The 21,825-nt window shown below is 56.0% G+C and carries 16 protein-coding genes; 12 read left to right on the forward strand and 4 right to left on the reverse strand.

Features of this window, described 5'->3' with window-relative positions; all coding sequences use genetic code 11:
• Positions 1-42: 42 nt before the first annotated feature.
• The 4 genes from ACTQ3R_RS09655 to ACTQ3R_RS09670 are packed head-to-tail and all read right to left on the reverse strand — an operon-like array spanning position 43 to position 4,593.
• Positions 43-1,104: a protein-glutamate methylesterase/protein-glutamine glutaminase gene (locus tag ACTQ3R_RS09655; RefSeq protein WP_441778922.1), complete on the reverse strand. Its 1,062-nt coding sequence runs from the start codon at positions 1,102-1,104 to the stop codon at positions 43-45.
• Between the two features lie 18 nt (positions 1,105-1,122).
• Positions 1,123-1,968, reverse strand: a complete 846-nt coding sequence (locus ACTQ3R_RS09660; RefSeq protein WP_441778923.1) for a CheR family methyltransferase — start codon at positions 1,966-1,968, stop codon at positions 1,123-1,125.
• Between the two features lie 15 nt (positions 1,969-1,983).
• Entirely contained in the window at positions 1,984-2,460 is a 477-nt protein-coding gene (locus ACTQ3R_RS09665) for a chemotaxis protein CheW (protein ID WP_441778924.1), read from the reverse strand.
• 15 nt (positions 2,461-2,475) lie between these two features.
• The gene (locus ACTQ3R_RS09670; protein WP_441778925.1) at positions 2,476-4,593 is read right to left on the reverse strand and encodes a chemotaxis protein CheW; all 2,118 of its coding nucleotides are present in this window, start codon (positions 4,591-4,593) and stop codon (positions 2,476-2,478) included.
• Between the two features lie 147 nt (positions 4,594-4,740).
• Here ACTQ3R_RS09670 and ACTQ3R_RS09675 point away from each other — a divergent pair, with 147 nt between their 5' ends.
• The 12 genes from ACTQ3R_RS09675 to fliF all read left to right on the forward strand — a co-directional run bounded on the left by ACTQ3R_RS09675 (position 4,741) and on the right by fliF (position 21,820).
• Positions 4,741-6,177: a hypothetical protein gene (locus ACTQ3R_RS09675; protein ID WP_441778926.1), complete on the forward strand. Its 1,437-nt coding sequence runs from the start codon at positions 4,741-4,743 to the stop codon at positions 6,175-6,177.
• Entirely contained in the window at positions 6,164-6,478 is a 315-nt protein-coding gene (locus ACTQ3R_RS09680) for an EscU/YscU/HrcU family type III secretion system export apparatus switch protein (protein WP_441778927.1), read from the forward strand. The genes ACTQ3R_RS09675 and ACTQ3R_RS09680 overlap by 14 nt, the downstream gene beginning before the upstream one ends.
• Before the next feature lie 18 nt (positions 6,479-6,496).
• Positions 6,497-7,078, forward strand: a complete 582-nt coding sequence (locus tag ACTQ3R_RS09685; protein WP_441778928.1) for a PilZ domain-containing protein — start codon at positions 6,497-6,499, stop codon at positions 7,076-7,078.
• A gap of 52 nt (positions 7,079-7,130) precedes the next feature.
• Positions 7,131-12,017 (forward strand): S-layer homology domain-containing protein, encoded by a 4,887-nt coding sequence (locus tag ACTQ3R_RS09690; protein ID WP_441778929.1) that lies wholly within the window; start codon positions 7,131-7,133, stop codon positions 12,015-12,017.
• Between the two features lie 98 nt (positions 12,018-12,115).
• Positions 12,116-15,382: an S-layer homology domain-containing protein gene (locus ACTQ3R_RS09695; RefSeq protein WP_441778930.1), complete on the forward strand. Its 3,267-nt coding sequence runs from the start codon at positions 12,116-12,118 to the stop codon at positions 15,380-15,382.
• A 311-nt stretch (positions 15,383-15,693) separates the two neighbouring features.
• Positions 15,694-17,325 (forward strand): DUF342 domain-containing protein, encoded by a 1,632-nt coding sequence (locus ACTQ3R_RS09700; protein WP_441778931.1) that lies wholly within the window; start codon positions 15,694-15,696, stop codon positions 17,323-17,325.
• A 26-nt stretch (positions 17,326-17,351) separates the two neighbouring features.
• Positions 17,352-17,831, forward strand: coding sequence for a chemotaxis protein CheX (locus ACTQ3R_RS09705; protein WP_441778932.1), 480 nt, complete (start codon positions 17,352-17,354; stop codon positions 17,829-17,831).
• Positions 17,832-17,934: 103 nt separating this feature from the next.
• Entirely contained in the window at positions 17,935-18,318 is a 384-nt protein-coding gene (locus ACTQ3R_RS09710; RefSeq protein WP_441778933.1) for a response regulator, read from the forward strand.
• Between the two features lie 629 nt (positions 18,319-18,947).
• On the forward strand, positions 18,948-19,331 hold the full coding sequence (flgB, locus tag ACTQ3R_RS09715) for a flagellar basal body rod protein FlgB (RefSeq protein WP_441778934.1): 384 nt from the start codon (positions 18,948-18,950) through the stop codon (positions 19,329-19,331).
• A gap of 13 nt (positions 19,332-19,344) precedes the next feature.
• On the forward strand, positions 19,345-19,794 hold the full coding sequence (gene flgC / locus ACTQ3R_RS09720; protein ID WP_441778935.1) for a flagellar basal body rod protein FlgC: 450 nt from the start codon (positions 19,345-19,347) through the stop codon (positions 19,792-19,794).
• 79 nt (positions 19,795-19,873) lie between these two features.
• Positions 19,874-20,185: a flagellar hook-basal body complex protein FliE gene (locus ACTQ3R_RS09725; protein ID WP_441778936.1), complete on the forward strand. Its 312-nt coding sequence runs from the start codon at positions 19,874-19,876 to the stop codon at positions 20,183-20,185.
• Between the two features lie 33 nt (positions 20,186-20,218).
• Entirely contained in the window at positions 20,219-21,820 is a 1,602-nt protein-coding gene (gene fliF / locus ACTQ3R_RS09730; protein ID WP_441778937.1) for a flagellar basal-body MS-ring/collar protein FliF, read from the forward strand.
• The last annotated feature ends 5 nt before the right edge of the window (positions 21,821-21,825 follow it).

Genomic DNA, 21,825 nt, shown 5'->3' on the forward strand with positions numbered 1-21,825 from the left:
AAAAAAAGATTCCTGTTTCACTTTTGAAACAGGAATCTTTTTTTATTTTCCGGTTTTTAAATGCTGCATGAGCACAGCAGCAATATTCTCGCAGGAGGCCTGGATCATCACGGCCCCAATATCCTGGGCCACGCCGGGCATGCCATAGACTACCGAGGAGTCCTTGTCCTGGCCAATGGTGTAGGCCCCGGCTTTGCGCATTTCCAGCAGACCGCTGGCGCCGTCCCGGCCCATGCCAGTCATAATGATGCCTACCATGTGGCATTTGATCTGAGAGGCCATGGAGGTAAATAAGGCATCCACCGAGGGGCGGTGGCCGCTGACCTTATCGCCGGGCTGACAGGCCAACGTGTACCGGGAGCCCATACGCACCACCCGAGCCTGGAGGTCGGCAGGGGCAATGAGTGCCAGACCCCGGCGGATCTCGTCGCCGTTTTTGGCCTCCCGCACTTCCATGGCGCACAGCTTGTTGAGCCGCTCGGCGTACATGCCGGTAAAGCCTTTGGGCATGTGCTGAACAATGACCATGCCGGGGATGTCGGCAGGCAGGCGCTTGAGGACCTCCAATGTGGCCTCAGTGCCGCCGGTGGAAGCGCCCAGACCGATGATGGTGCGATCCAGATCAACCACACCGCTGCCCCGGCCCAGAGCAGCGGCGGGGGCCACTGGGGCAGACTGTTTGGCGGCAGCGCGGCCGCAGGATGGAACTTTGGCACGGGAGGCCACCACGATCTTCTGAGACAGTGCCCGGAGAAAAGCCTCCCGGCTTTCGACTCCGTCGGGTTTGCGTACAAAGTCTACCGCTCCGGCGGCCAGGGCATCAAAAACCCGCAGGTTCAAGCTGGAGACCAGAATGACCGGCAGGGGACGGCCCGGCAGCAGCTGCTTGAGAAAGTCAATGCCGTTGGTGCCCGGCATTTCCACATCCAAGGTCATCACATCCGGATTGAGCCGGGCAATCTTGGCTTGAGCATCCAGAGCGTTGATCGCATAGCCTACCACTTCGATATTGGGATAGGCGGAAAGACCTTTTATAAGAAACGTCCGGGCTACCGCGGAATCGTCCACAACCAGCACTCGGATTTTTTGCTGAGAGGGTATCATACGGGGGTCTGCTCCTTCCTAAGAGCGGGCAGGCGCGCTGTTCTTGCGATAGACAGCAGGGGCGACCATTTGAAACAGTGGGGTGTGCCCCAGAGATTCTGAATGGCTGATGAACAGGTAAGCGTTGGGATTCATGGCGTTGTAAAAACGCTGCACCAACGCGTCCCGCGTGCTCTGATCAAAATATATCATCACGTTGCGGCAGAAAATCACATCAAATTTCAGCCGGAACTGGATGGGATTCATCAGGTTAAAGGTGCGGAAGATCACATTGTTCCGAATAACCGGAGCCACAGTGTAGTCGCCCGGATGAGTCTTGCTGGGGACGAAGTAGCGCCTGAGCCACTCGTTGGGCATGTCTGCCGGGGGCTGATAGACCCCGGCCTTGGCCTTGGCCATGGCCTGCTGGGAAATGTCGGTGGCCAGAATACGGGTGTCCCACTGGCTGGCCTGAGGGCCGAAGTACTCCTTGAGATAGATGGACAGAGTATAGGGCTCCTCCCCGCTGGAGCAGCCGGCACTCCAGATAGAAAGAACCTTATCCCGACTGTGGCGCTTTTCCAACTCCGGCAAAATGGTGTTCTGGAAGAAGGTAAAGTGATCCTTTTCCCGCAGAAAATAGGTGTAGTTGGTGGTCAGCTTGTTGAGCACCAGCTCCAGGTCCTGGGGATCCTTGCTGGTGAACAGGTGGTCCAAAAAGGACCGGAAATCCTTGTACCCCTTGGCTTTTAGGGAGTGGGAGAGGCGGCTGGTAATCAGCTGACGCTTTTTGCTCAGGTCGATGCCGTAGTTTTTGTGGATGAATTGGACCAGCTGCTGAAAATCTGCATCCGAGATGGCCAGATCGTGAAATATCATATCCATGGATGTTTGCCTCCCTTAGGAGTGCTCCATCAGGTGGGCGCAGTCAAAGGCCAGCATGGTCTGGCCGTCCTCCAGAGAGCACATGCCGCACACCAGCTCGTTGGAACTCTGAGGGGGAACGGGCAGCAGGGTGGACACATCAATATCCACCATTTTTTGCACCTGATCCACCAGAATGCCCACCTGGGTGTCATCGGAGCGCAGAATCATCATGCAGTCACTTTCGCAGTCCCCGTGATTGAGCAGGTGGCGAATGTCCACAATGGGAATGATCTGGCCGCGCAGATTGATGATTCCCCGAATATAGCTGGGGACCAGGGGCAGCTTGGTGATGGTATGGCCGGTAATGATCTCGGCCACCGACTCTGCCGGGACGCCGAAAAGCAGATCCCCAGACGTAAACAACAGGTATTTTTCTGTCAAAGACGTGACCGCTCCGTTCTCCAGCTGGTCAGGCTGGTCGGCAAGGAGCAAAACTTCCTTTTGATTCATCTTCTATCCTCTCCTTTACAGGGCGTAGGTGCACAGATTGGACACGTCCAGAATGATGCTGATGTTGCCGTCGCCCAGAATGGTGCAGCCTGAGATGCCACTGGACTTGATATTAAAGCGGTTGAGGTAGGAGGGAAGGGGTTTGACCACTACCTGCTGTTCGCCCAGCAGTTCATCCACAAACAGACAGTAGGAGTGCTCGCCCGCATCCAACCAGATGAGGATACCGTCCTCAATACGGGTGGCGCCGGAGTCCATCTGATAGAGGTCCTTCATGCGGATGACAGGGTAGAAGTTACCCATGCACTTAAACATCTCGCCTCCTGCGGCGTCCCGAATGAGGTCGCTGTCGGAGATTTTAAAGGACTGGCGGATGTTGTGGATGGGAATGGTGAAGATGGAGCCGCCCACCGAGACCTCCATGCCGTCCATGATGGCCATGGTCAGGGGGATCTTCAGGGTGGTGGTCATGCCCTTGCCGGGCTCGCTGGTAATGAAGACGGTGCCGCCGACCTCCTCCACGTTCCGCTTTACCACGTCCATGCCCACACCGCGGCCGGAGTACTCGGTGACCTCGGTGTTGGTGGAAAAGCCGGGGGCCATGAGGAAATTGAGAATGTCCTTGTGGGAATACTCCACATCGGGCTGGGCCAGGCCGTTTCGGATGGCCTTGTTGAGCACCCCGTCGTAGTTGACACCCTGGCCGTCATCCTTAATTTCAATAATGACTTCGCTGCCGGTGTGCCGGGCGGAGAGAATGATCGTGCCCACAGGGTCCTTGCCCGCGTCAATGCGCTGCTGGGCAGTCTCCTCAATGCCATGGTCCATAGAGTTGCGCACAATGTGCATGATAGGATCGCCGATGCTGTCCACGATGGTCTTGTCCACCTCGGTGTCCTCACCCTCCAGTACCAGACGGGCCTGCTTGCCCAGCTTTTTGCACATGTCCCGGACGATCCGGTTCATCTTCTGGAAAGTGCCGGAGACAGGCACCATGCGCAGGGACATGGACACGTCCTGCAGCTCATCGGTGAGCTTGCGCAGCTGCCGGGCAGACTTGGTGAAGGCATCCAGCTTAAGCCCCTTGAGCTCGGGGGAGGCGGTGACCATAGACTCGGTGATGACGATCTCGCCCACCACTGCAGCCAGGTGATCCAGCTTGTCAAGGTTGACGCTGATCAGGCTCTCCTTGTGATGGTGGGTCCCCTCTGCCTTCTGGGGGGCAGCCGTTTGGGGGGCGCTGGCGGCAGACACCTTGGCAGGTGTGCTCTGAGGCGCCGGGGCTTTCTCCGCTGCCGGAGCCGCTTCCACGGCGGCCGGGGCGGGAGCGGGCTCCGCTGCCGGCTGAGGCTCCGAAGCGGGCTGGTCAATGGCCTGGTAGGAGCGCACCGAGCCAGAGGCGGTGACGGCATGGACGGCGGCATCCCGGTCGGCCTGGTTGCGGAAGAAGAGCAGGAAGCCCGATTCCACGATCTGGTCGGCGGTGGCGGGATCGGAATCTACGCCCTGGGGCTCATAGGTGAAATCTCCCTCGGCAAACAGGTCTTTTACCGAGGAGACCAGCATGTAGGCCCGCAGGTTCTCCATGCCGCAGCCCTCGTCGAAGAAGATCTGAAGCACATAGGGGAATCCGGCCCTGGTGACGATGGAAGGGTTTGCAGCGTCCGGGGCAGGAGCAGCGGCTTCTGCGGCGGAAGTCTGCTGGGGCTGGGCCTGGCCGCCGGAGTGAATTTGGTCGATTAATCTATTAACTTTTTGCAGCAGAGTGTCGATATCTTCAGTAAGGGGCTGCCCATTTTCAATGTGTTCCAGCTCCTGACGGAAAAAGTCAATGGTCTGAAACAGAAGATCGAACAGCTCGGGCCGAAGTTCTTCCGGGACTACGTCCATGGTTTTATCCCGGATAATGGCAAACAGATCCTCCGCCCGATGGGCAATGGTCATCAGGGAGTTATACTCCATCATGGCGGAAGAACCCTTGACCGTGTGCATGATTCGGAAGATGGTGTTGATGTCCTCCTGAGAAAAACTGTCCTGCTGTTCCGAAGCCAGCACAATGCTGTCCAGCTGTTCAAGCAGGGTATTGGTCTCGTACAAAAAGGCATCTAAAATACTATCGCTGCCGGCGCTCATAAGCGGCACGCTCCTTCCTTGGCGTTGGACTTCATATCTGTTTATCGACTGAAATACCCTAAAAATTAAGAGCTATTCTGAAATTATCCTGGGATGCGGGGGGATTTGCCCGGTCCCTTCGCTCAGTAAGCAAGAGGTGGAGCATATATGGCAGATCTTTTGGGCGCGACCAACCGCGTCCCCGGCTATGACAGTGCCAACAGTAACCGTACCCCACTGACTCCTTCGCGGGCTGGTGAGACTCAGGTCCAGAATGTGCCCGACCCCACCCGTGTGGGCCGGGCGGACAGCCGAACCGACCAGCAGGGATCCAACGACGCCCTGCAGTCGGACGTATTACGTTACGATTCGAATTTACAGACCTTCCTGGAGCAGCTGCGGCAGACCCCGGAGCTTACCCAAGCCCTGGCCAAGACCATCCTCATCATGCGGGGGATGATCGTTACCCCCGGCCTGCAGGCGGGGGTGGCCCAGGAGATGTCACAGCTTTTGCGGATGCTGCGGCTGGATGAGGAAGGTTTTCAGAAGATGTTTATGGAGCAGGTCCAGGGAGGCAACCGCTTCTCCGGGGCGCTGTTCTCCCTGCTGAGACAGGCCTACGGGCAGCTCAGCAGCGACCAGGCCAAACAGGCGGTTTTGGAGTTTGCCCGGCGGTATATCGACTTTTCCGCCACGGGCCACATTGGGAAAAATCTGCTCAGCCTGCTCAAACAGATGCCCGACTACCTGCCTCAGAGCTGGCGGGGCCAGCTGGAGCAGATGACCGCCCAGCTGGAGAATGGTCTGCAGGCGGGGACCAGGGGAGAAAATCTGGCCCTGCTTCAGCAGCAGATCATCCCCTATTTGGGCCGGTATGTGGAGCGGGCCCACGATTTGGGCCCCCTGCGGGCCCTGTTGAACCTGCTTGTGCTGAACACTGCCCGGTACGAAAACGGAGCCCAGGAGCCGCTGCTGATGGCGTTTCGTCAAATGCAGGGGTACAGTGAGATGCTGGCCGGCCTCAACAAGCTGGACGACAGCGCCATCCTGAAGCTGCTGCAGGACAATCAGTTCACCAGAGCTTCGGACAGCTCCTTTGCCAATGAACTGGCCCGCGCTGCCGCCCAGGCCCTGAAGGGGGTTTACGGCAGCGATGCCAAAGAGTCCTTTGCAGAGATCGTACGTTCCCTGCTGGTGCATGAGAGCGTGTATATGCCTCTTAACCACATGCTTTTCCCGGTGGAGTGGGACGGCAAGATGATGTACTCCGAGCTGTGGGTAGACCCGGACGCGGAGGAGGAGCCCAGCAAGGAGAACCCCTCAGGGGACAAGGTGCAGTTTTTGTTCAAGCTGGATCTGGAGTCTTTGGGCTTTTTGGAGATTACCCTGGCGGCCCGGCAGGACCAGGTGGAGCTGCATATCTACGGGCCGGACGCGGTGTCGGTGAACAGCGCCTCCATCGCACGGGATATGGGAACCATTTTGGAGCGGCATCAGCTCAAAGGCAAGAACATCCAGGTGACCAAGCTGGAGAATCCTCTGGCACTCACCGAGGTGTTCCCAAATCTGTTTGAAGGGAAGCGGGGCGTCAATGTCAAAGTCTGATTCTCAGCGGGCGGCAGCCCTGCAATACCGTCCGGAGGACGGAGCTCCTATCATCGTGGCATCCGGTATGGGCCATCTGGCTGAGAAGATCGTAGAGGTGGCCGAGGACAGTGGGGTGCCCGTCTACGAGGATTCCTCCCTGGCTACCGTCCTCACCCAGATGGAGCTGGGGCGGGAGATCCCGGAGGAGCTGTACCACGCGGTGGTAGATATTTACCTCTACTTTTTAAATTTCGATCCCAAGGATCCGGAAAAATTTCGCCGGGACCGGCAGGCCCTGGAGCAAAAGCCGGAGCCATAATCCAGGGGAGGAGAGCATATGGCCTATAAGTATTTGATCCTGGACAGCCGGGGAAACGCCGTAGCCCACGGCGTCTCGGACTACGACCCTAAGGAGGCCAAGTGGCGGATGGTCGTTGATGACGGCGACCTTGAGGAGGTGGCCAAGCACACCAATCTCCGCCTGGTGGGCAACTCCGATGCGGTGCCAGCCCTGGAAGCGCGGATTGTCCAGCGGGAGGGCAATGTGATCGTGCTGGAGCCTCTGCGCCGGCTGGAGCAGTCTCTGCGGAGAAACCTGCGCATTCCGGTGCGCTTTGTCAGCTACCTCTATCCCAGGTCGGGAAGCTGGAAGGGGCGGGTCCCCATCATCAGCAAGGACCTGAGCTGCGGCGGTCTGGCATTCTACTGCCCACGGGCGCTGGAAATCGGGGAGGCGGTGCAGACAGTCATTCCTGTAACCTCCCAGCCTCTGCTGCTGGATATGGAGATCCTGCGCTGCTACTCCAAGCCAGGGGAGGACTATTTGTATGCAGGCCGGTTTTCTTCTTTGCTGCGGGAGGCGGAGAGCATGGTGCGCGAGGCGGTGTTTAGCCTGCAGATCAAAGGAAATCAGGCCTGATACCGGACCATGCAATCGGTTTAAAATTTGCTTTTGAAAGGACGAAAGAAACATGACAGGGTGGATGAAACGGATGAAGCGGCTGGCGGGCCGGATAGGTACCGCTTTGCTGGCCGTAATCCTGATCGTGGAGACGACTGCGGTGGCCAATGCCGCCTCCTACATGCAGCCCTACCTGAACAAGGTCGTGGAGTGGGGCATCATGCGGGGAGACCTGGAAGGCAACCTGAATGAAGACACCAATATAAGCCGGGCGGAGTTTTCCACGATGGTCAACCGGGCGTTCGGCTATGAAAAGACCGGCCCCACCCCCTTCCGGGATGTGCCGGAGAACGCCTGGTATGCGGAGGATGTGGGGATCGCCTACAACGTAGGCTATATTGCCGGAACCTCCGCCACCACCTTCTCCCCCGATGAAAACGTCACACGGGAACAGGCCTCGCTGATTCTGGCCCGGATCCTGATGCTCCAGCCCCAGGTGGGTGAGAACACCATGTTCACCGACAGCCGCAGCATGGAGAACTGGAGCCGGGGCTATATTGCCTCTGTGGCCCAGCAGGGCCTGATCACCGGCTATCCCGATGGCCGGTTTGGCCCCAAGGACAACCTGACCCGCGGCCAGGCGGCCATTATCCTGACCAATGCCCTGGGTACCCCCCTCATGGAGGCGGGGGACTACGCACTGGGCAGCGTGTGGGGCAATGTGACCATCACCCAGTCCGGCACCACCTTGCGCAACACCGTCGTCGGCGGCGACCTGTACATCACCGAGGGTGTGGACCTGGGGCACGTGACCTTGGAAAACGTGACCGTGCTGGGCCGGATCGTGGTGTGCGGCGGCGGTACCAGTGAGGACGGCGAGGATAGCATTATCCTGCGCAACGTTACTGCGCCCGAGCTGCTGGTGGACAATTTGGATAATCATCTCCTGTCCTTGAAGGTGGAGGGCGACGGCAAGATCGACCAGGCCTATGTCCGCACCAGCGCCTATCTGGCGGATAACACAGCGGACGGCTGCGGCATTGCCAAGATCACCATGGACGGGGAAAGAAACGAGGCCCTCACCCTGTCCGGCAACGTGAAGGAGGTCATCAACAAGGCGCCCAGCACCACGGTGTCTCTGGCCAGCGGCCAGGCGGATACCATCACGGTGGATGAAAGCGCGGTGGATTCCACCCTGAACATCGCCGCGGGCAGCCGGGTGGACAACGTGAACCTGGATACCGGCACGGATGTGATCGGTGGGGGTGACATCGGCAAGCTCACCGTCAATTCCGATGGCAGCACTGTGACCATGCTCCCCGACCAGATCGTCATCCGGCCAGGCAACACCGCCAACATCAACGGCGAAACGATGGACAGTGCGGCGGCGGCGGAATCCTCTGCGGACCCACGTCTGTATGCCGGCTATCCCAAGATGAAGGATCTGGCCCCCACCAGCGGTACCGCTGTGTTCAGCGCCAACAAGAAGGGGACTGTGTACTGGGCCCTGACCGCGGTGACCGACGGGTCGGTGACGGCGGATGAACTGGTCAATCCCTCCGGGTATAACCCCAAGGTGATCAAGAGCGGTACGGTCTCCCTCACCGGTTCCGGCAAGGAGGGTACCTCCAAAATCAGCGGCCTGACCTCCGACGGCTCCTACTATCTGTCTGCGGTATTTGTAGACGCACGGGACAGCCGCAGCCCCCTGAAGGTCATCTCCTTCACCACTCCGGACAACACCAAGCCGGACTTTGCCTCCGGATATCCCTATCTCTCCAGAATCACCAAGAATTCTGCCCAGGTGACCACCATGGCCACCAAGAGCTGCCGCCTGTACTGGGCGGTGCTGCCCAAGGGAGCCAGTGCCCCCACGGCCAGCGACTTTAAGGCCAACTCGATCAGCGGCAACCTGGGCTTTGGCAGCACGGATGTGATCAAGAATACTGCATACAGCTTTGATGTGAACAATGTACCTCTGGAGGAGCTGGAGAGCTACGACCTGTACCTGTGGCTGGTCGACGTGGATAACGGCCAAAGCTCTGCGGTGAAGAAGCTGAGCTTTACCACCGTGGACGGCACGCCCCCGGTGTTCAATACCGAGCCCACCATCAACAAGGTGGATAAAACCTCGGTAGGCCTGTACGCCAACCTGAATGAGGCCGGCACCCTGTACTGGGTGGTGGTGGAACACGGGACCACATATCCCAAGCCCCTGGCGGGCCAGAGCGGCGAGGTGGATTGGACCAGTGACACCGCCAAACTGCAGGTATCGGCCGGTATGAACGCCCTGAAGAGCGGAAAGGTCAGCATGACCGAAGGAAAGGACGTAAACTTTAACGTCAGCGGCCTGGAGACCGAAAAGTCCTATGACCTCTATTATGTGGCGCAGGACAAGGCGGGCAACTACACCGCCTCCATCGGCATGATTGAGATCCACACGCTGGACTCCAACGCCCCCACGGTGACCCAGGAGTTTACCAAGTACAACGGAACCGACACTACCCGGCCCCTGCCGGACAGTGATGTGCGCCTGGTGTTCAGCGAATCGGTGCAGACCAATGACACCTACACTCCGCTGGTAGACCTCTATAAGGACGTGACCGATGCGGCGAACACAGGTGCGGCAGAGGATAACGCCCGCCAGAAGATGGCCGCGGCCCTGAGCAAGGCGATCTACCTCTATCAGGTGTCTTCCGACGGCCAGGAGAATAAGCTGGAGGGTTATACCGGCAGCGATAAAAACACCGATGACTGGACCATCGACTACCGCTATGCGGTAATCACCATCGAGGAGGGCAAGACCGTTGTTACCTTCCCCAGTGGAGAGGGCATCAATCTCAAGAGCGGCGCAAGCTACTATTTCGAGATCCAGGCGGACTCCATTGCGGATACCTCCAGTGCGGTGAATGTGATGGGGCGCGAGAGACTGGACAAATTTACTACGGTATTTGCGATAGTAAATTTGACGGCAAGAAATGAAAATACCATTGAAACGTATGTGGATCAGGCGGGCACGGAACATGACTTGGATGCAGAAGATGCGATCCCGGTTGATCTGAGCTGGCGGCTGAGCCCGGTGTCTACCGATAAGGTGGATGACTCCATTGACTGGGATATGCTGATCTGGTCGGATACCAGTGTTACGCTGCAGCTGTTCTATCGGGAGATTGGCAGCTCTGCCACCACTTGGAAGCTGCTGGGCGAGCGGGAGATCCCCGTACCCGATGACACAAACGGTTATTTGGGAGTCAGTCTGACCCGTCATTTCCTGCAAAACACCAACAACCCAGACTTTGACCAGCTCAATATTTTGAAGGAAGGCACAAACTATGAATATGCCATCTCCTTCACCAAGGTGGCCGGCCTGTCTGACCGGAGTACCTGGAGCCAGCGCCTGAACATGAAGGTCAATGTGGTGGCCGGCAGCAACAACGACCTGAGCTTCCTCTCCGGTGAAGTGACCGAGGACAATTGGGACGAGGCGCTGAAAACCGGTGTGACCAACATTGGACAGCCTGCCGATTTCTCCATGCGCAAGCAGTTTACGGACAATGTGGCCCCCACCTTTGCGGGGGAATATCCCAAGCTGGACGCGGGTGATTCGGCGGTGAACATGTCCTTGATGCTGGACCGGCCAGGTACGGTGTACTATGTGGTGGCTCCGTTGGGATATGTGGGCACTACCGATAACCAGGATAATATTTATAACAATACGGAGACAGGAATTGACAATTGGGAAAATCTTCCTGACAGCGGCTTGAAGGATGATATTAACAATCCCGACAACCCAAATCCGGTTATCTTGACGCAGCCGGACTATTTGAATATTGTCAATGCCGGCAGCAACTACCGCAACGAGAAAATCAAATATGGCTCGGTAGCCTGCGGCTCCAGCGTTGAGACGAAGTTGGTAGAGGGCCTGGATAAGCAGACCCGGTACATTGCCTACTTTGTCCTGCAAGGAACTTCTCAGACCTATTCCCGTGTCCTGGCATACCGCTTTGAGACAACCGATGTGGCCAAGCCCAAGCTTACCTTGACGGATTTCAGCCCCTCGGTGAATTTTAAGACAGATTCCTCTGCGGATGTAAATTATGCTCTGGTGGCCAGCAACGAGATTCCCGGCAGCCTGGAAAGTGACTTTGGACTCGTCGTGGATCCAGCCAAAAAGACGGAGTGGGAGGACTATGAAGATACTCTGTCCACTACCACGGATACTTCCGTTCTTTGGGCACTGTTGACCACATATAAAACTGGCTATACAGTGTTCGATGAGTTCGCTGGAGAAGGGATCCGCAATACGGTAGATGAGTTTGTCAGAGGTGTAACTTCCATGGGAGTGGATGTTGCGACCCGTGGTTCTACCGCATTGACCCAGGCAAACAGCTACAGTAAGGAACAGAACTTTACCGCAAATATGCGGGGCGCGACATATTACTATTGCCTGGCTACTGCTGTGAGCCCCTTGGGCTCGGAGCTGTCCTTTGCGGCTGTGGCTGGTATCCACATTCGGGATTCGGAACCGCCCAAGCTGCTGCAAGTCAATACTGCGGCTTCTCCGGATGCCGGCGGCAAAACTTACAGCGGTACGGTGACCTTTGTCTTTGACGAGCCGGTCTATCAGCTGGTTACACAGAATGGCGTGGATCAAGAGCCCAAGGAAGTTTGGCAGTACATAGGTACGCCTGATGACGATGCGGTTCTGCTCCTTGAAATTATTGGTACCAGTGCAGGAAAGAACAGCTTCTACTATACCAATTACAACAAAAATCCAGCGAGTACTTTGACGCTGGGATTCAATGGGATTCCCTTGGGAACCACCATCGTGCTGTTTGACAGCAGCTTTATCTGCGATGCCAACAGTAACAGTACCAGAGAGCGGCTGAGCTTTGTGCTGCAGGAAGGTAGTATTGGAGTGGTGCAAGGCGGCGTGTCCTTTGTCCAGCAGAAGTGACCAGCCCGCTGGGAGCGGAAAGCAATTTGTATACCCCAAAGGGGCGGGCAGAACCTGCCCGCCCCCTTATTTATGACCACCCAAAGGAGGAATTTGGGATGAAACATACCATGGGCAGCCGTCTGCTGTCCCTTCTACTTACCTTAGCCATGCTGATTGGCCTGGCCCCCGCTGCTCTGGCCGCAGAGGATGCGGGTGGATCGGAACCTGCCTATACACTGACCGGAGTATCCATTACCCCTCCCAATGTAACCATGAAAGAGGGGGAGACACAGTCTCTGACGGCTCTGGTAACAATCTCCGGGAAAGAATACAGCACGACGGAAGATTTGCCCGAAGGATGCTCGCTCCAGGTGAAATGGTCTGTGCCCAATGACCGTACCAGTGAAGTCCGTCTGACCCAGGACAGCTCCAACGCACTTTCCTGTTCCATGAAAGCGCTGAAGACGGCGGAGACTACGGAGACAGACCCTCTCACGGTGGAGGTTTCTGTGACACTGAATGGAGAAGGAATTCCGCAAACCGCTGCTTGTGAGGTAAAAATAAATCCAGCGGAGCAAAACGGGCTGACTTTGTATCCCACTGAACTGGAATTGCCTCCTATGGGGTCTGCAATGCTCAATGCCACCGTCACTCCTGCCACTGCCAGTCAGACCGTGGAGTGGGCCAGCCGGAATGAAACCATTGCCACGGTGACTCCCGGTGTGTCCACGACTACCGCCACGGTGACGGCCGGAAATCATGCCGGGGAGACCACGATTACCGCCACTGCCAACGGGATCCAGAAAACTTGTATCGTTCAGGTTCTGGGCATTGTCCTGCAAGAAGATAATATCACCCTCAGGGTAGGGGAAAACTATACGTTAAGATATAAGATTTATGGCGATTCCCTGAAAGACAACGTTACCTGGACGTCTGACGATGAAACTGTGGTTCAGGTGAACCAGGGCTATCTCTATCCGGTGGGTGTGGGCGAAGCCACTGTCACCGCGAAAATCAATGGCACTACGTATACAGACTCGGTTGAAATCACGGTGGAAAAGGCTACTGCCGATGTGATCCGCACCTCGGCTGCCACTGGTTCTCCGCTCTCGTTTGACGCATTGATCTCTAAACTGAATACCCAGAGCATCAATGTGCTGAAAAAATCCCTCAACTATGTCAGTGCCCTGTCCGTGCCCACCAAGCAGGGCACCCTCTACTATAACTATGTCTCCGAGGGGAACACCGGCGATGGCGTGGCTTCCAGCGGAAATTACTATGTCAACCCCGGAAACGGGCAGAACGGCCTGCGCAATATTACCTTCGTCCCAAAGCCCGACTTTGAGGGGACTGCCGTAATCTCCTATACCGGCTACGCCTCGGGCTCTGAGTTCTTCCAGGGCACCATTGAGGTTACCGTGGACGCCCCCGATGACGTAACCTATTCCTCCGGCAACGGAAATGTGGTGCAGTTTGACGCCTCCGATTTTGCTCTGGCCTGCCGCCAGCAGACCGGCAACGATCTCAGCTACGTCACCTTCTCTCTCCCGGACGCCAGCAAGGGGACCCTTTACGAAAACTACCTCTCGGAAAGCTACCTCGGCAACCCGGTGGCGGTAAACACCAAGTATAAGTATAGCGGAACTCCCAACCTGGGAGACGTATACTTCCTCCCCACGGCCGGAACCTCCGGCACAGTCACCATTCCCTATACTGGGTATAGCGTCAACGGTTCCTCCTTCCGGGGCCGGGTGTCCATCCAGGTCAAGGCGGCCACTGCTACCGGGGATGTCACTTACACCGTGGGACAGGGCGGCCGGGTCACCTTCGATGACAGAGATTTTAACGACCTGTCCCGCAGCCTCACCGGCTACAGCCTGGACCGGGTGTGCTTTACCCTGCCCCCCACCTCCCAGGGAAAGCTGTACTATAACTACACCTCCAGCAGCGGCTCTTTGGTGTCTGAGGAAAAGGACTACTACCGTGCCTCGTCTCCTTATCTGGATAAGATCACCTTTGTGGCTGACGCGGACTATGCCGGTACCGTCTCCATCCCCTTCACTGCCTGGGATATCCGGGACAACCGCTTTTCCGGCCAGGTGGGAATCTCTGTCACTACCCAGAGCAGCGGAAACGTGAAATATTCCATGGTACAGGGAAAGACGGTTACCTTCGATGACCGAGACTTTAATGACCTGTCTCTGGACCTTACCGGCGGCAGCTTAAGCTATGTGCGCTTTCACCAGCCCTCCTCGTCCCAGGGAACGCTGTATTACAAGTATACCTCCTCCGGCAGCTACGACAGCAAGGTTTCCGAGAACCGCAGCTACTACCGCTCCTCCAGCCCCCGGCTGGACGATGTGACCTTTGTGGGGAACAGCTCCTTTACCGGAACGGCCACCGTGGACTTCACCGGCTGGAGCACCACAGGAGAGAGCTTTGAGGGCAGCGTGACCATCTCCGTCACGCCTGCCCCCCAGGTGGGCACAATCACCTACACCACCGCCTACAACCCGGTGACCTTCCGGGCGTCAGACTTTGTCTCCGTTTGCGATCAGCGGGGCGGGGGAAGCCTGACTTCGGTACAGTTTACCGGGGCAGACCGGGTGTACGGCGGGCACCTTTACTACCGCTATAGCGGGATTCACTCCGCCAGCAGTCAGGTGCGTTCCACCGCCCTGTACTACCCCTCCTCCACCCCCAACCTGTCTGAGATCTCCTTCGTGCCCTGGGTAGGGTTCCAGGGGACGGTCTCTGTGAGCTATACGGCCACGAATTCCAAGGGGGAGACCTATCAGGGGACAGTGCGGATTCAGGTCACTCCCAGCACCATCTCCCGCTACTTCTATGACATGGGCAGTGATAGCTGGGCCGTGGCAGCGGTGGACTTCCTCTATGAGAATGGCGTGGTCAGCGGGACCGGGTCCGGGACCTACTCCCCACAGGCAGCAATCACACGGGGCAGCTTTTTGGCGATGCTGGATCAGGCATTCTCTTTCCCCAGCGCGGGTGGATATAGCTTCCCGGATGTACCGGCCAATGCCTACTACGCCGATGCGGTCCAGAAGGCCTATGCGCTGGGGATTGCATCGGGCTATCCTGATGGTACGTTCCGTCCCGATGAGGCGATCACCCGAGAGGGGGCGGCGGTCATGCTCTATCAGGCTATGGTAACCAGCGGCTGGAGTATTGGCGCCCAGGATGAGAGTGCCTTGTATAGTTATTCCGACTGGCAGAGCGTGGCCTCCTACGCCAGGGGCCCCATGTCCGTGCTGGTGAAAAACGGAGTGTTCTCGGGCGATGAGAAAAATCAGCTCACGCCCAAGCAGAGCATGTCCCGTGCGGAAATGGCGGTGGTACTGGCCCGAGCTGTGACCCTATAAAAGTATATGGCAAAGAAACCAGAGCAAAGGCTCTGGTTTCTTTTTGGACATCAGCAGAGCTTGCGGTAAAAATTATTTTTGCACAGGGGATGGCGCAGGTTAATTTTCAAACGGTTTGGTCGATATATATAATAAATAGAGGACTTCGTCGTTTTAAACCGGGTATTCGCACGAATTTGTACTTGGTTGCAGCACAAGCAGCTTTGGCGGGAAGAGAGAGCCTGCGGTGACGCGGGAGTTTGGTTTGCCAGGTATCAAAAGCTGTTTTTAAAGGGGTTTGTAACTGTGGCAGTAAAGGAGGCGAGCGGCAGATGAAGGAACAGGAGTATCATTCTTCTGCCGGTAACTTCACACGGGAGGAGAAAGAAGCCAAGGGTCCAGATGCGGAATGTGAAATCGTATTCGCTCCGGAGCATGTATTGTGTCAGCTGTGGGCTATTTGGACGGGCCAGGATGCGCGGGGACAGAGCCTGCGGCTGAGCCTGGCACCGGAGGAGCCGGACCATCCGTTTCCGGTGAGCGACCCGGCCAGAGAGGCCAAGCGAATCCAAGTGCTTCTGACCCGTATTGCAAAAATACGGGTGAGCCAGCTGGCGGCCCGTGCAGATGCGGATGAAATGGCAATTGTGATTCCCGCTTTGAATGAGATGATGGCGTGGCTGTTTTTGCTTCCTCCCGTCGGGCGGGGAACTCAGCTCAGCGCCTCTCAGCTCCATCAGGCGCTGCTTCGGCGGGGTGTGACCTATGGAATCAATTGGAATGCCATCTGCAGTATATCGGATTGTCCCCACCGCTATTTTTATCTCTTTCCCATTGCCTTTGGGAGGACGCCCATACCGGGCCGGGATGGGGAAATCCTGGACCGCTATCCGCGGGTGCTGGAGGAGACGGTTCCGGTAAATGAACTGGGCCAGGCTGACTATGAGACCTTAAATCTGGTGCAGGAGATCCATCAGGGGGACATCATCTGTGAGATTGTTGCTCCCACGGCTGGCATATCCGGCCACACGGTAATGGGAAAGAGCGTACCCGCTCCCCGAGGCAAGCGGGCTGAGGTACCTCAGGGGCGCAATACCTGTTTATCGGAAGATGGGGCCTATCTGCTGGCGGAGCGGGACGGACACCTGTGTTTCTCCGGCCAAAGCTTTCAGGTGCGTCCAGTACTGGACTTGTACGAGACCAGCGAGAGCTGTGAACGAAACATCAAGTTTTTGGGTGACGTTCATATCCACGGCGATCTGTGCAGCGGGGCAACTGTCTGTGCCATCGGCAATGTGCAGATCGACGGCGCGGTAGAGATATGTACCGTGGAAGCGGGAGAAAATATCATCGTCTCCAGCGGAGTGCAGGGGCAGGGACGGGCTGTGCTGCGGGCACAGAAGAGCATTTATGCCAAATATTTGGAGAACTGCAATGTGTATGCCCAGAAGAGCGTCCAGGCCGACTGCATTATCAACTGTGGCGTATACAGCAATGGGGACGTGCGGGTGCGCACCGGACGGGGGATTATTATTGGAGGAACCATCCGGGCGGCTCGGGAGGTGTCCGCCGCCACTGTAGGTTCCAAGGCAGAGCGTGCCACCCTGATTATGCTGGGAGGACAGCCCTGCGAGGAGGCAGAGCGGGCACAGATTCTGGAGCAGATCCAGGACATGGAAGAAGAGATGGAAAAGCTGTCGCGTCAAGGAACATCGGATGCCTGTGAGCAGCAAAAGTCCAAGCTGCGTTTGAGCCAGTGTGTGGCCAAGATGAAGCTGGAGAAGATCGACAAGGACCTGGAGGAGCAGGCCGAGGCCTGCATCGCCTGTGATCAGCGGCAGATGTGCTGCGACACCGCCTACCCCGGTACCACAGTTTCCATGGACCATAAGTCCTACCGGGTGGAAAAGGAGGAGCACAGCTGTGTGATCCGGTTTTCCAACGGTTTTTTGGAAAGACAGTAGCATGGGGAGAGAAGAGGGTGCATACTTTGAAAGAGTTTGTTCACCAAGAGCTGAAAGACGTTTTGAATCGTTCCATTCAGGATACCACCAGCCGTTTTGCGGGGATCCAGCTGGTTGAGCAGAACGCGGAGCTTTCCGATGATATTTGCACAGTTCATACCATTTTGGAAGGCAACCGCCGCGCGGCCCTGCTTTTGTGTGCGGATACCGCCCTGCTGAAGCGGCTGGCCCAGAATATTCTGCACACGCCCCAGGTTACCTCCCAGGATGTGGAGGATGTAGCCAAGGAGTATTTAAATATTATCTGCGACCAGGTGGTTGCCGGACTGTTTCAGATTGCCCGCATCACATCCCGGTTCCAGATCCCCAACTTCCGCACAGGGCTCTACCTGCCGGAGGAAAAGGCCGACGGCCAGTGTGTGCTGAACTATGATAGCGGTGAGCATGGAAAAATCCGTCTGATCTGCATGGGGCCCTTCATTCCGGAACGGTCCCAGTCAGCATGAGAGTGTTTCAGATAAGTTAAAAAACCCAGCGTCACGCTGTGGCTCAGCCGGGCAGGATCCGGCACACCAATCAGAATGGAAGTTTAGAAAAGGAGCGAACGATATGGCAAAGAAAATCATGGTGGTCGACGACTCCAGAATTGCGCAGCTTCAGCTGCAGAAGATTTTGGCCGGGACAGAGTATGAGGTGGTCGCCTGTTGTCAAAGTGGGGAGGAGGCTATCAAGAAGTATGACCAGATCCAGCCTGATCTGGTGACGATGGATATTGTGATGCCGGGGATAGACGGGCTGGACACTGCCCGGCTGTTACTGAAAGACCATCCTTCTGCCCGTGTGCTGATCGTCTCTTCCCTGGCCTATGACGACACCATCAACGAGGCGAGCAAGATTGGCGCCAAGGGATTTGTGTACAAGCCTTTTGACCACGACCAGATTCTTGCGGCTGTGACGAAGGCCTTTGAGGACGCTCCTTCTACCAATTGTTAACACAAAACCGGAGCAGAGGTGGTCTGCCCGGCTGTTAATTTTAAATCATGATTGGCCGGTGGCTTTAGCTGCCGGCCAATTTTCTATGTGCAGTCTGTTTGGAAGGAAGAACATATATCCGAAGTCCCATTGTCAGGGAACAAATAGGAATAAAAGGAAGACGTACGCTTCTGGTGAAGAAATCAGAAAAGATGGAGACTGAGAAAATTTTGCACGGACATAAATAAGGTGCACAAAATGGATGGGTAATTTAAAAGGAAACGAACAATTTAGATAAAAATTTCCAGTAAACTGGTAAAACACCATTCCTTTCTCATACAACAGAACGTACAAAGTGCAAAAGAAACCATGCCAAAAACAACAATAAATGGTAAAAGAGGAAACCATTACAAGCAAAATTTATATAATATGACAAAACTACAAAATGTTCGACAAAAATATATTTCTTTTTTGATTTATAATTGCGTACTTGAAAAAATAGTATGACTGTATTACAATGAATAATGTTCGTAATAATCTAGCTTATCGGGAGAAACTTAACAGAATCTAAAACAGTATCAAATGTTTTGTTGAAGTCATATGCAGGGAAATTTTAAATTTCAAGGCTTGATACAGGGAGGCTGAGAAAAATGGATTTTCTATCAAGCAACACGGCGCTGATGCTGCAAAAGTCAATCGATTTTTTGTGGACGAAACAGAGCTGTCTTTTAGACAACATTGCCAATGCAGAAACCCCAGGGTACCAACCCAAATACGCTACATTTGAGGAGTCATTGCATCAAGCCATCCAGGCGGCATCCGGGCAGAGCGGTTCGGCGGAGAAGATCCGAAGCGCCATTGAGGACACACCGGTACAGGTGCACCAGGCACAGGAGAGTACCCGATTGGATGGAAACGGTGTAAACGTTACCGAGCAGATGGTAGAGCTGGTACGAAACGGCTACCAGATGCAGTATGTAATGGACGCCATCAGCAGTGACTTCTCTTTATTGCGCACGGCCATTCGGGGGTAAGGAGGCATAGATAATGGCATTTTTAAGCTCCATGAACGTGGTTGGCTCCGGTTTGACCGCCCAGCAGCTGCGTTTGGATGTGATTTCGGAAAATATCACCAATCAGAATACCACCCGCACCGAAGGAGGTGACGGACCCTACCGCCGGAAGGTTGTAGTTCTGCAGTCCCAGGACCGTATGACCCCCTTCCAGCAGGCCCTGGCGCAAGCCAGAGGAGAGATCGTGTCCAACCAGGGCGGCGTACAGGTGGCCGAGATTGCTGAGGACCCCTCTGACTTTAAGCTGGTCTACGACCCCACGAATCCCGACGCCAATGCTGACGGCTACGTGGAGATGCCCAATGTGGATCTGGTCAAGGAGATTGCCGATGCGATGTCCGCTTCCCAGGCCTATTCCGCTGATGTTACGGCCTTCAATGTGCTCAAGCAGGTGACGGCCAAGGGCCTGGAAATCGGAAAGTAAGCAGGCAAGTGTGTATAGCCGGAGCGGCCTTTTATATATAAAATAAGCAAGGTATCCGGCAGGAAAGGGAGAACAAACCATGGCAAATATTCAGACGATCGCTCAGATCCAGCCGATTTCGTCCGCTGTTTCATCGACGGCGGCAAGCATGGGCGCAGGCAGTTCGGAGCCTTCCATGTTTTCGCAGGTCTTTCAGTCGATGATTGATAATGTAAAGCAGACCGACGCAACCAAAAACGAGAAATACTACGCCTTGGTCACCGGCCAGCTGGACAATCCGGCTGAGGCTACCATTGCGGCCACCCAGGCGTCGGTGGCCACCGAATTGCTGGTTCAGATGCGGGATCGGGCTTTGGATGCTTACAGTGAGTTAATGCGGATCAGCTTGTAAAGAAGGAAAGATATCTGATCCGAGGGAGTTAATATGGGCGAGAAAGCAAAGAAGATCGCCGCTGCAGCCAAGCAGCGGTGGAAATCCACCTCCCGGAAGATAAAGACCCTTTTGGGAGCTGGTGTTGTGACGGTTGTGGTTGTCCTGGCCATCCTGTTTGCGGTGGTGAGCAACCAGCCTTATGCCACGTTGTTTAGCGGTCTGAGTCAGACGGATATGTCTGCCATTCTGGCTTACCTGTCTGACAATGGGATCACACAATATAAGGTAGAGGACGACACCATTCTGGTGCCGGAGAGCCAGGAGGCCGCCTTAAAGGCCCAGGTGCTCCAGGCGGGTTATCCCTCCTCAGGCTATAGCTATGATACATATTTCGATCATGTGGGGAGCCTGACCACCGAGTCAGAGCGTAACCAGGTGACTCTCTATGCCCTGCAGGACCGTATGCAGGCAGTCATCTGCAACTTTGACGGGGTGAAGGATGCGGCGGTATTCCTGACACCGGGAGAGGACCACACCTATGTGCTGGACAGCAGCAACAAGGTGGAGGCTACTGCTACGGTAACCGTGACTATGGAGGATGGAAAGACGCTCACCGACAATCAGGTGAAGGCCATCCGTAATCTGGTCAGCAACGGCCTTGCGGGGCTGAATGTGGAAAATGTATCCATTGAAGATACCTACGGCAACCCTTACACTGTGGCAGATGGCTTTGATGACCTGCAGGACACCTCTGAACTGAAGCTGAAGCTGGAAGAACAGTGGAACAACAACATCCGTACACGGGTCATGCAGACCCTGCTTCCCCTTTACGGAGAAGGCAATGTCCAGGTCGGCGTGAACACCGTGGTAGATGTGGACCGTACTTATACCGATTCCACCAACTACACCCAGGAAGAAAATGCTGAGGGAAATGATGACAGCATCATTGGCTCTCAGATCTGGGAGAACCAGGTGATACGGGGCGAAGATAACGCCACCGGCGGCGTGGCGGGAACGCAGTCCAATGCCGACCTGAACACCTATGTTACCGAGCAGATGCAGCCCGACGGTACGGAACAGGTACTCTCCAGCTCTGGGCAGAACGACTATCTGGTAGATACGCAGAAGCAGCAGGTGGAGCGGACTGCCGGTTATATCCGGGACGTGATGGTCTCAGTGACCATCAACGAGAAAGTGGCCGGAAGTACCAATACCGCCGACCTATATGACCATGTGGGCCGGGCCGCGGGGATCTCCCAGGCCGATCAGGCGGAAAAGATCTCCATTCTGGTGGCCCCCTTCTATCAGCCCACAGAGGATAACGCGCCCATTGCTGCAGCGGGAGACCTGCCTGGCTGGGCAGTCTATGCCGCCATTGGCGGCGGGGTCCTGTTCCTGGTGCTGATGGCAGTGATCCTGATCGTCCATCGCATCCGCGCGAAGAAGCGCCGCAAGCTGGCACAAGAGGAAGCCATGGCCACCGGTGCGCTGCAGGCGGCGCCGGTTGTTGAGGCCAAGCCCGATATTATGGAGATGCAGACGGAAAAGAGCCTGGAGCTGCGGCAGGATGTGCGTAAGTTTGCAGAAGAAAATCCGGAGATCGCGGCTCAGATGGTGAAGAATTGGCTGCGGGAAGGGGAAGGTGCAAAATGAGTGAA

Source organism: Lawsonibacter sp. LCP25S3_E2, from assembly GCF_052117285.1.
Taxonomy (GTDB): Bacteria; Bacillota; Clostridia; order Oscillospirales; family Oscillospiraceae; genus Lawsonibacter.

Bases quoted from the DNA above. Each gene is read 5' to 3' on its own strand.
- ACTQ3R_RS09655 (WP_441778922.1), bottom strand. From the start codon at position 1,104: ATGATACCCTCTCAGCAAAAAATCCGAGTGCTGGTTGTGGACGATTCC.
- ACTQ3R_RS09660 (WP_441778923.1), bottom strand. From the start codon at position 1,968: ATGGATATGATATTTCACGATCTGGCCATCTCGGATGCAGATTTTCAG.
- ACTQ3R_RS09665 (WP_441778924.1), bottom strand. From the start codon at position 2,460: ATGAATCAAAAGGAAGTTTTGCTCCTTGCCGACCAGCCTGACCAGCTG.
- ACTQ3R_RS09670 (WP_441778925.1), bottom strand. From the start codon at position 4,593: ATGAGCGCCGGCAGCGATAGTATTTTAGATGCCTTTTTGTACGAGACC.
- ACTQ3R_RS09675 (WP_441778926.1), top strand. From the start codon at position 4,741: ATGGCAGATCTTTTGGGCGCGACCAACCGCGTCCCCGGCTATGACAGT.
- ACTQ3R_RS09680 (WP_441778927.1), top strand. From the start codon at position 6,164: ATGTCAAAGTCTGATTCTCAGCGGGCGGCAGCCCTGCAATACCGTCCG.
- ACTQ3R_RS09685 (WP_441778928.1), top strand. From the start codon at position 6,497: ATGGCCTATAAGTATTTGATCCTGGACAGCCGGGGAAACGCCGTAGCC.
- ACTQ3R_RS09690 (WP_441778929.1), top strand. From the start codon at position 7,131: ATGACAGGGTGGATGAAACGGATGAAGCGGCTGGCGGGCCGGATAGGT.
- ACTQ3R_RS09695 (WP_441778930.1), top strand. From the start codon at position 12,116: ATGAAACATACCATGGGCAGCCGTCTGCTGTCCCTTCTACTTACCTTA.
- ACTQ3R_RS09700 (WP_441778931.1), top strand. From the start codon at position 15,694: ATGAAGGAACAGGAGTATCATTCTTCTGCCGGTAACTTCACACGGGAG.
- ACTQ3R_RS09710 (WP_441778933.1), top strand. From the start codon at position 17,935: ATGGCAAAGAAAATCATGGTGGTCGACGACTCCAGAATTGCGCAGCTT.
- flgB (WP_441778934.1), top strand. From the start codon at position 18,948: ATGGATTTTCTATCAAGCAACACGGCGCTGATGCTGCAAAAGTCAATC.
- flgC (WP_441778935.1), top strand. From the start codon at position 19,345: ATGGCATTTTTAAGCTCCATGAACGTGGTTGGCTCCGGTTTGACCGCC.
- ACTQ3R_RS09725 (WP_441778936.1), top strand. From the start codon at position 19,874: ATGGCAAATATTCAGACGATCGCTCAGATCCAGCCGATTTCGTCCGCT.
- fliF (WP_441778937.1), top strand. From the start codon at position 20,219: ATGGGCGAGAAAGCAAAGAAGATCGCCGCTGCAGCCAAGCAGCGGTGG.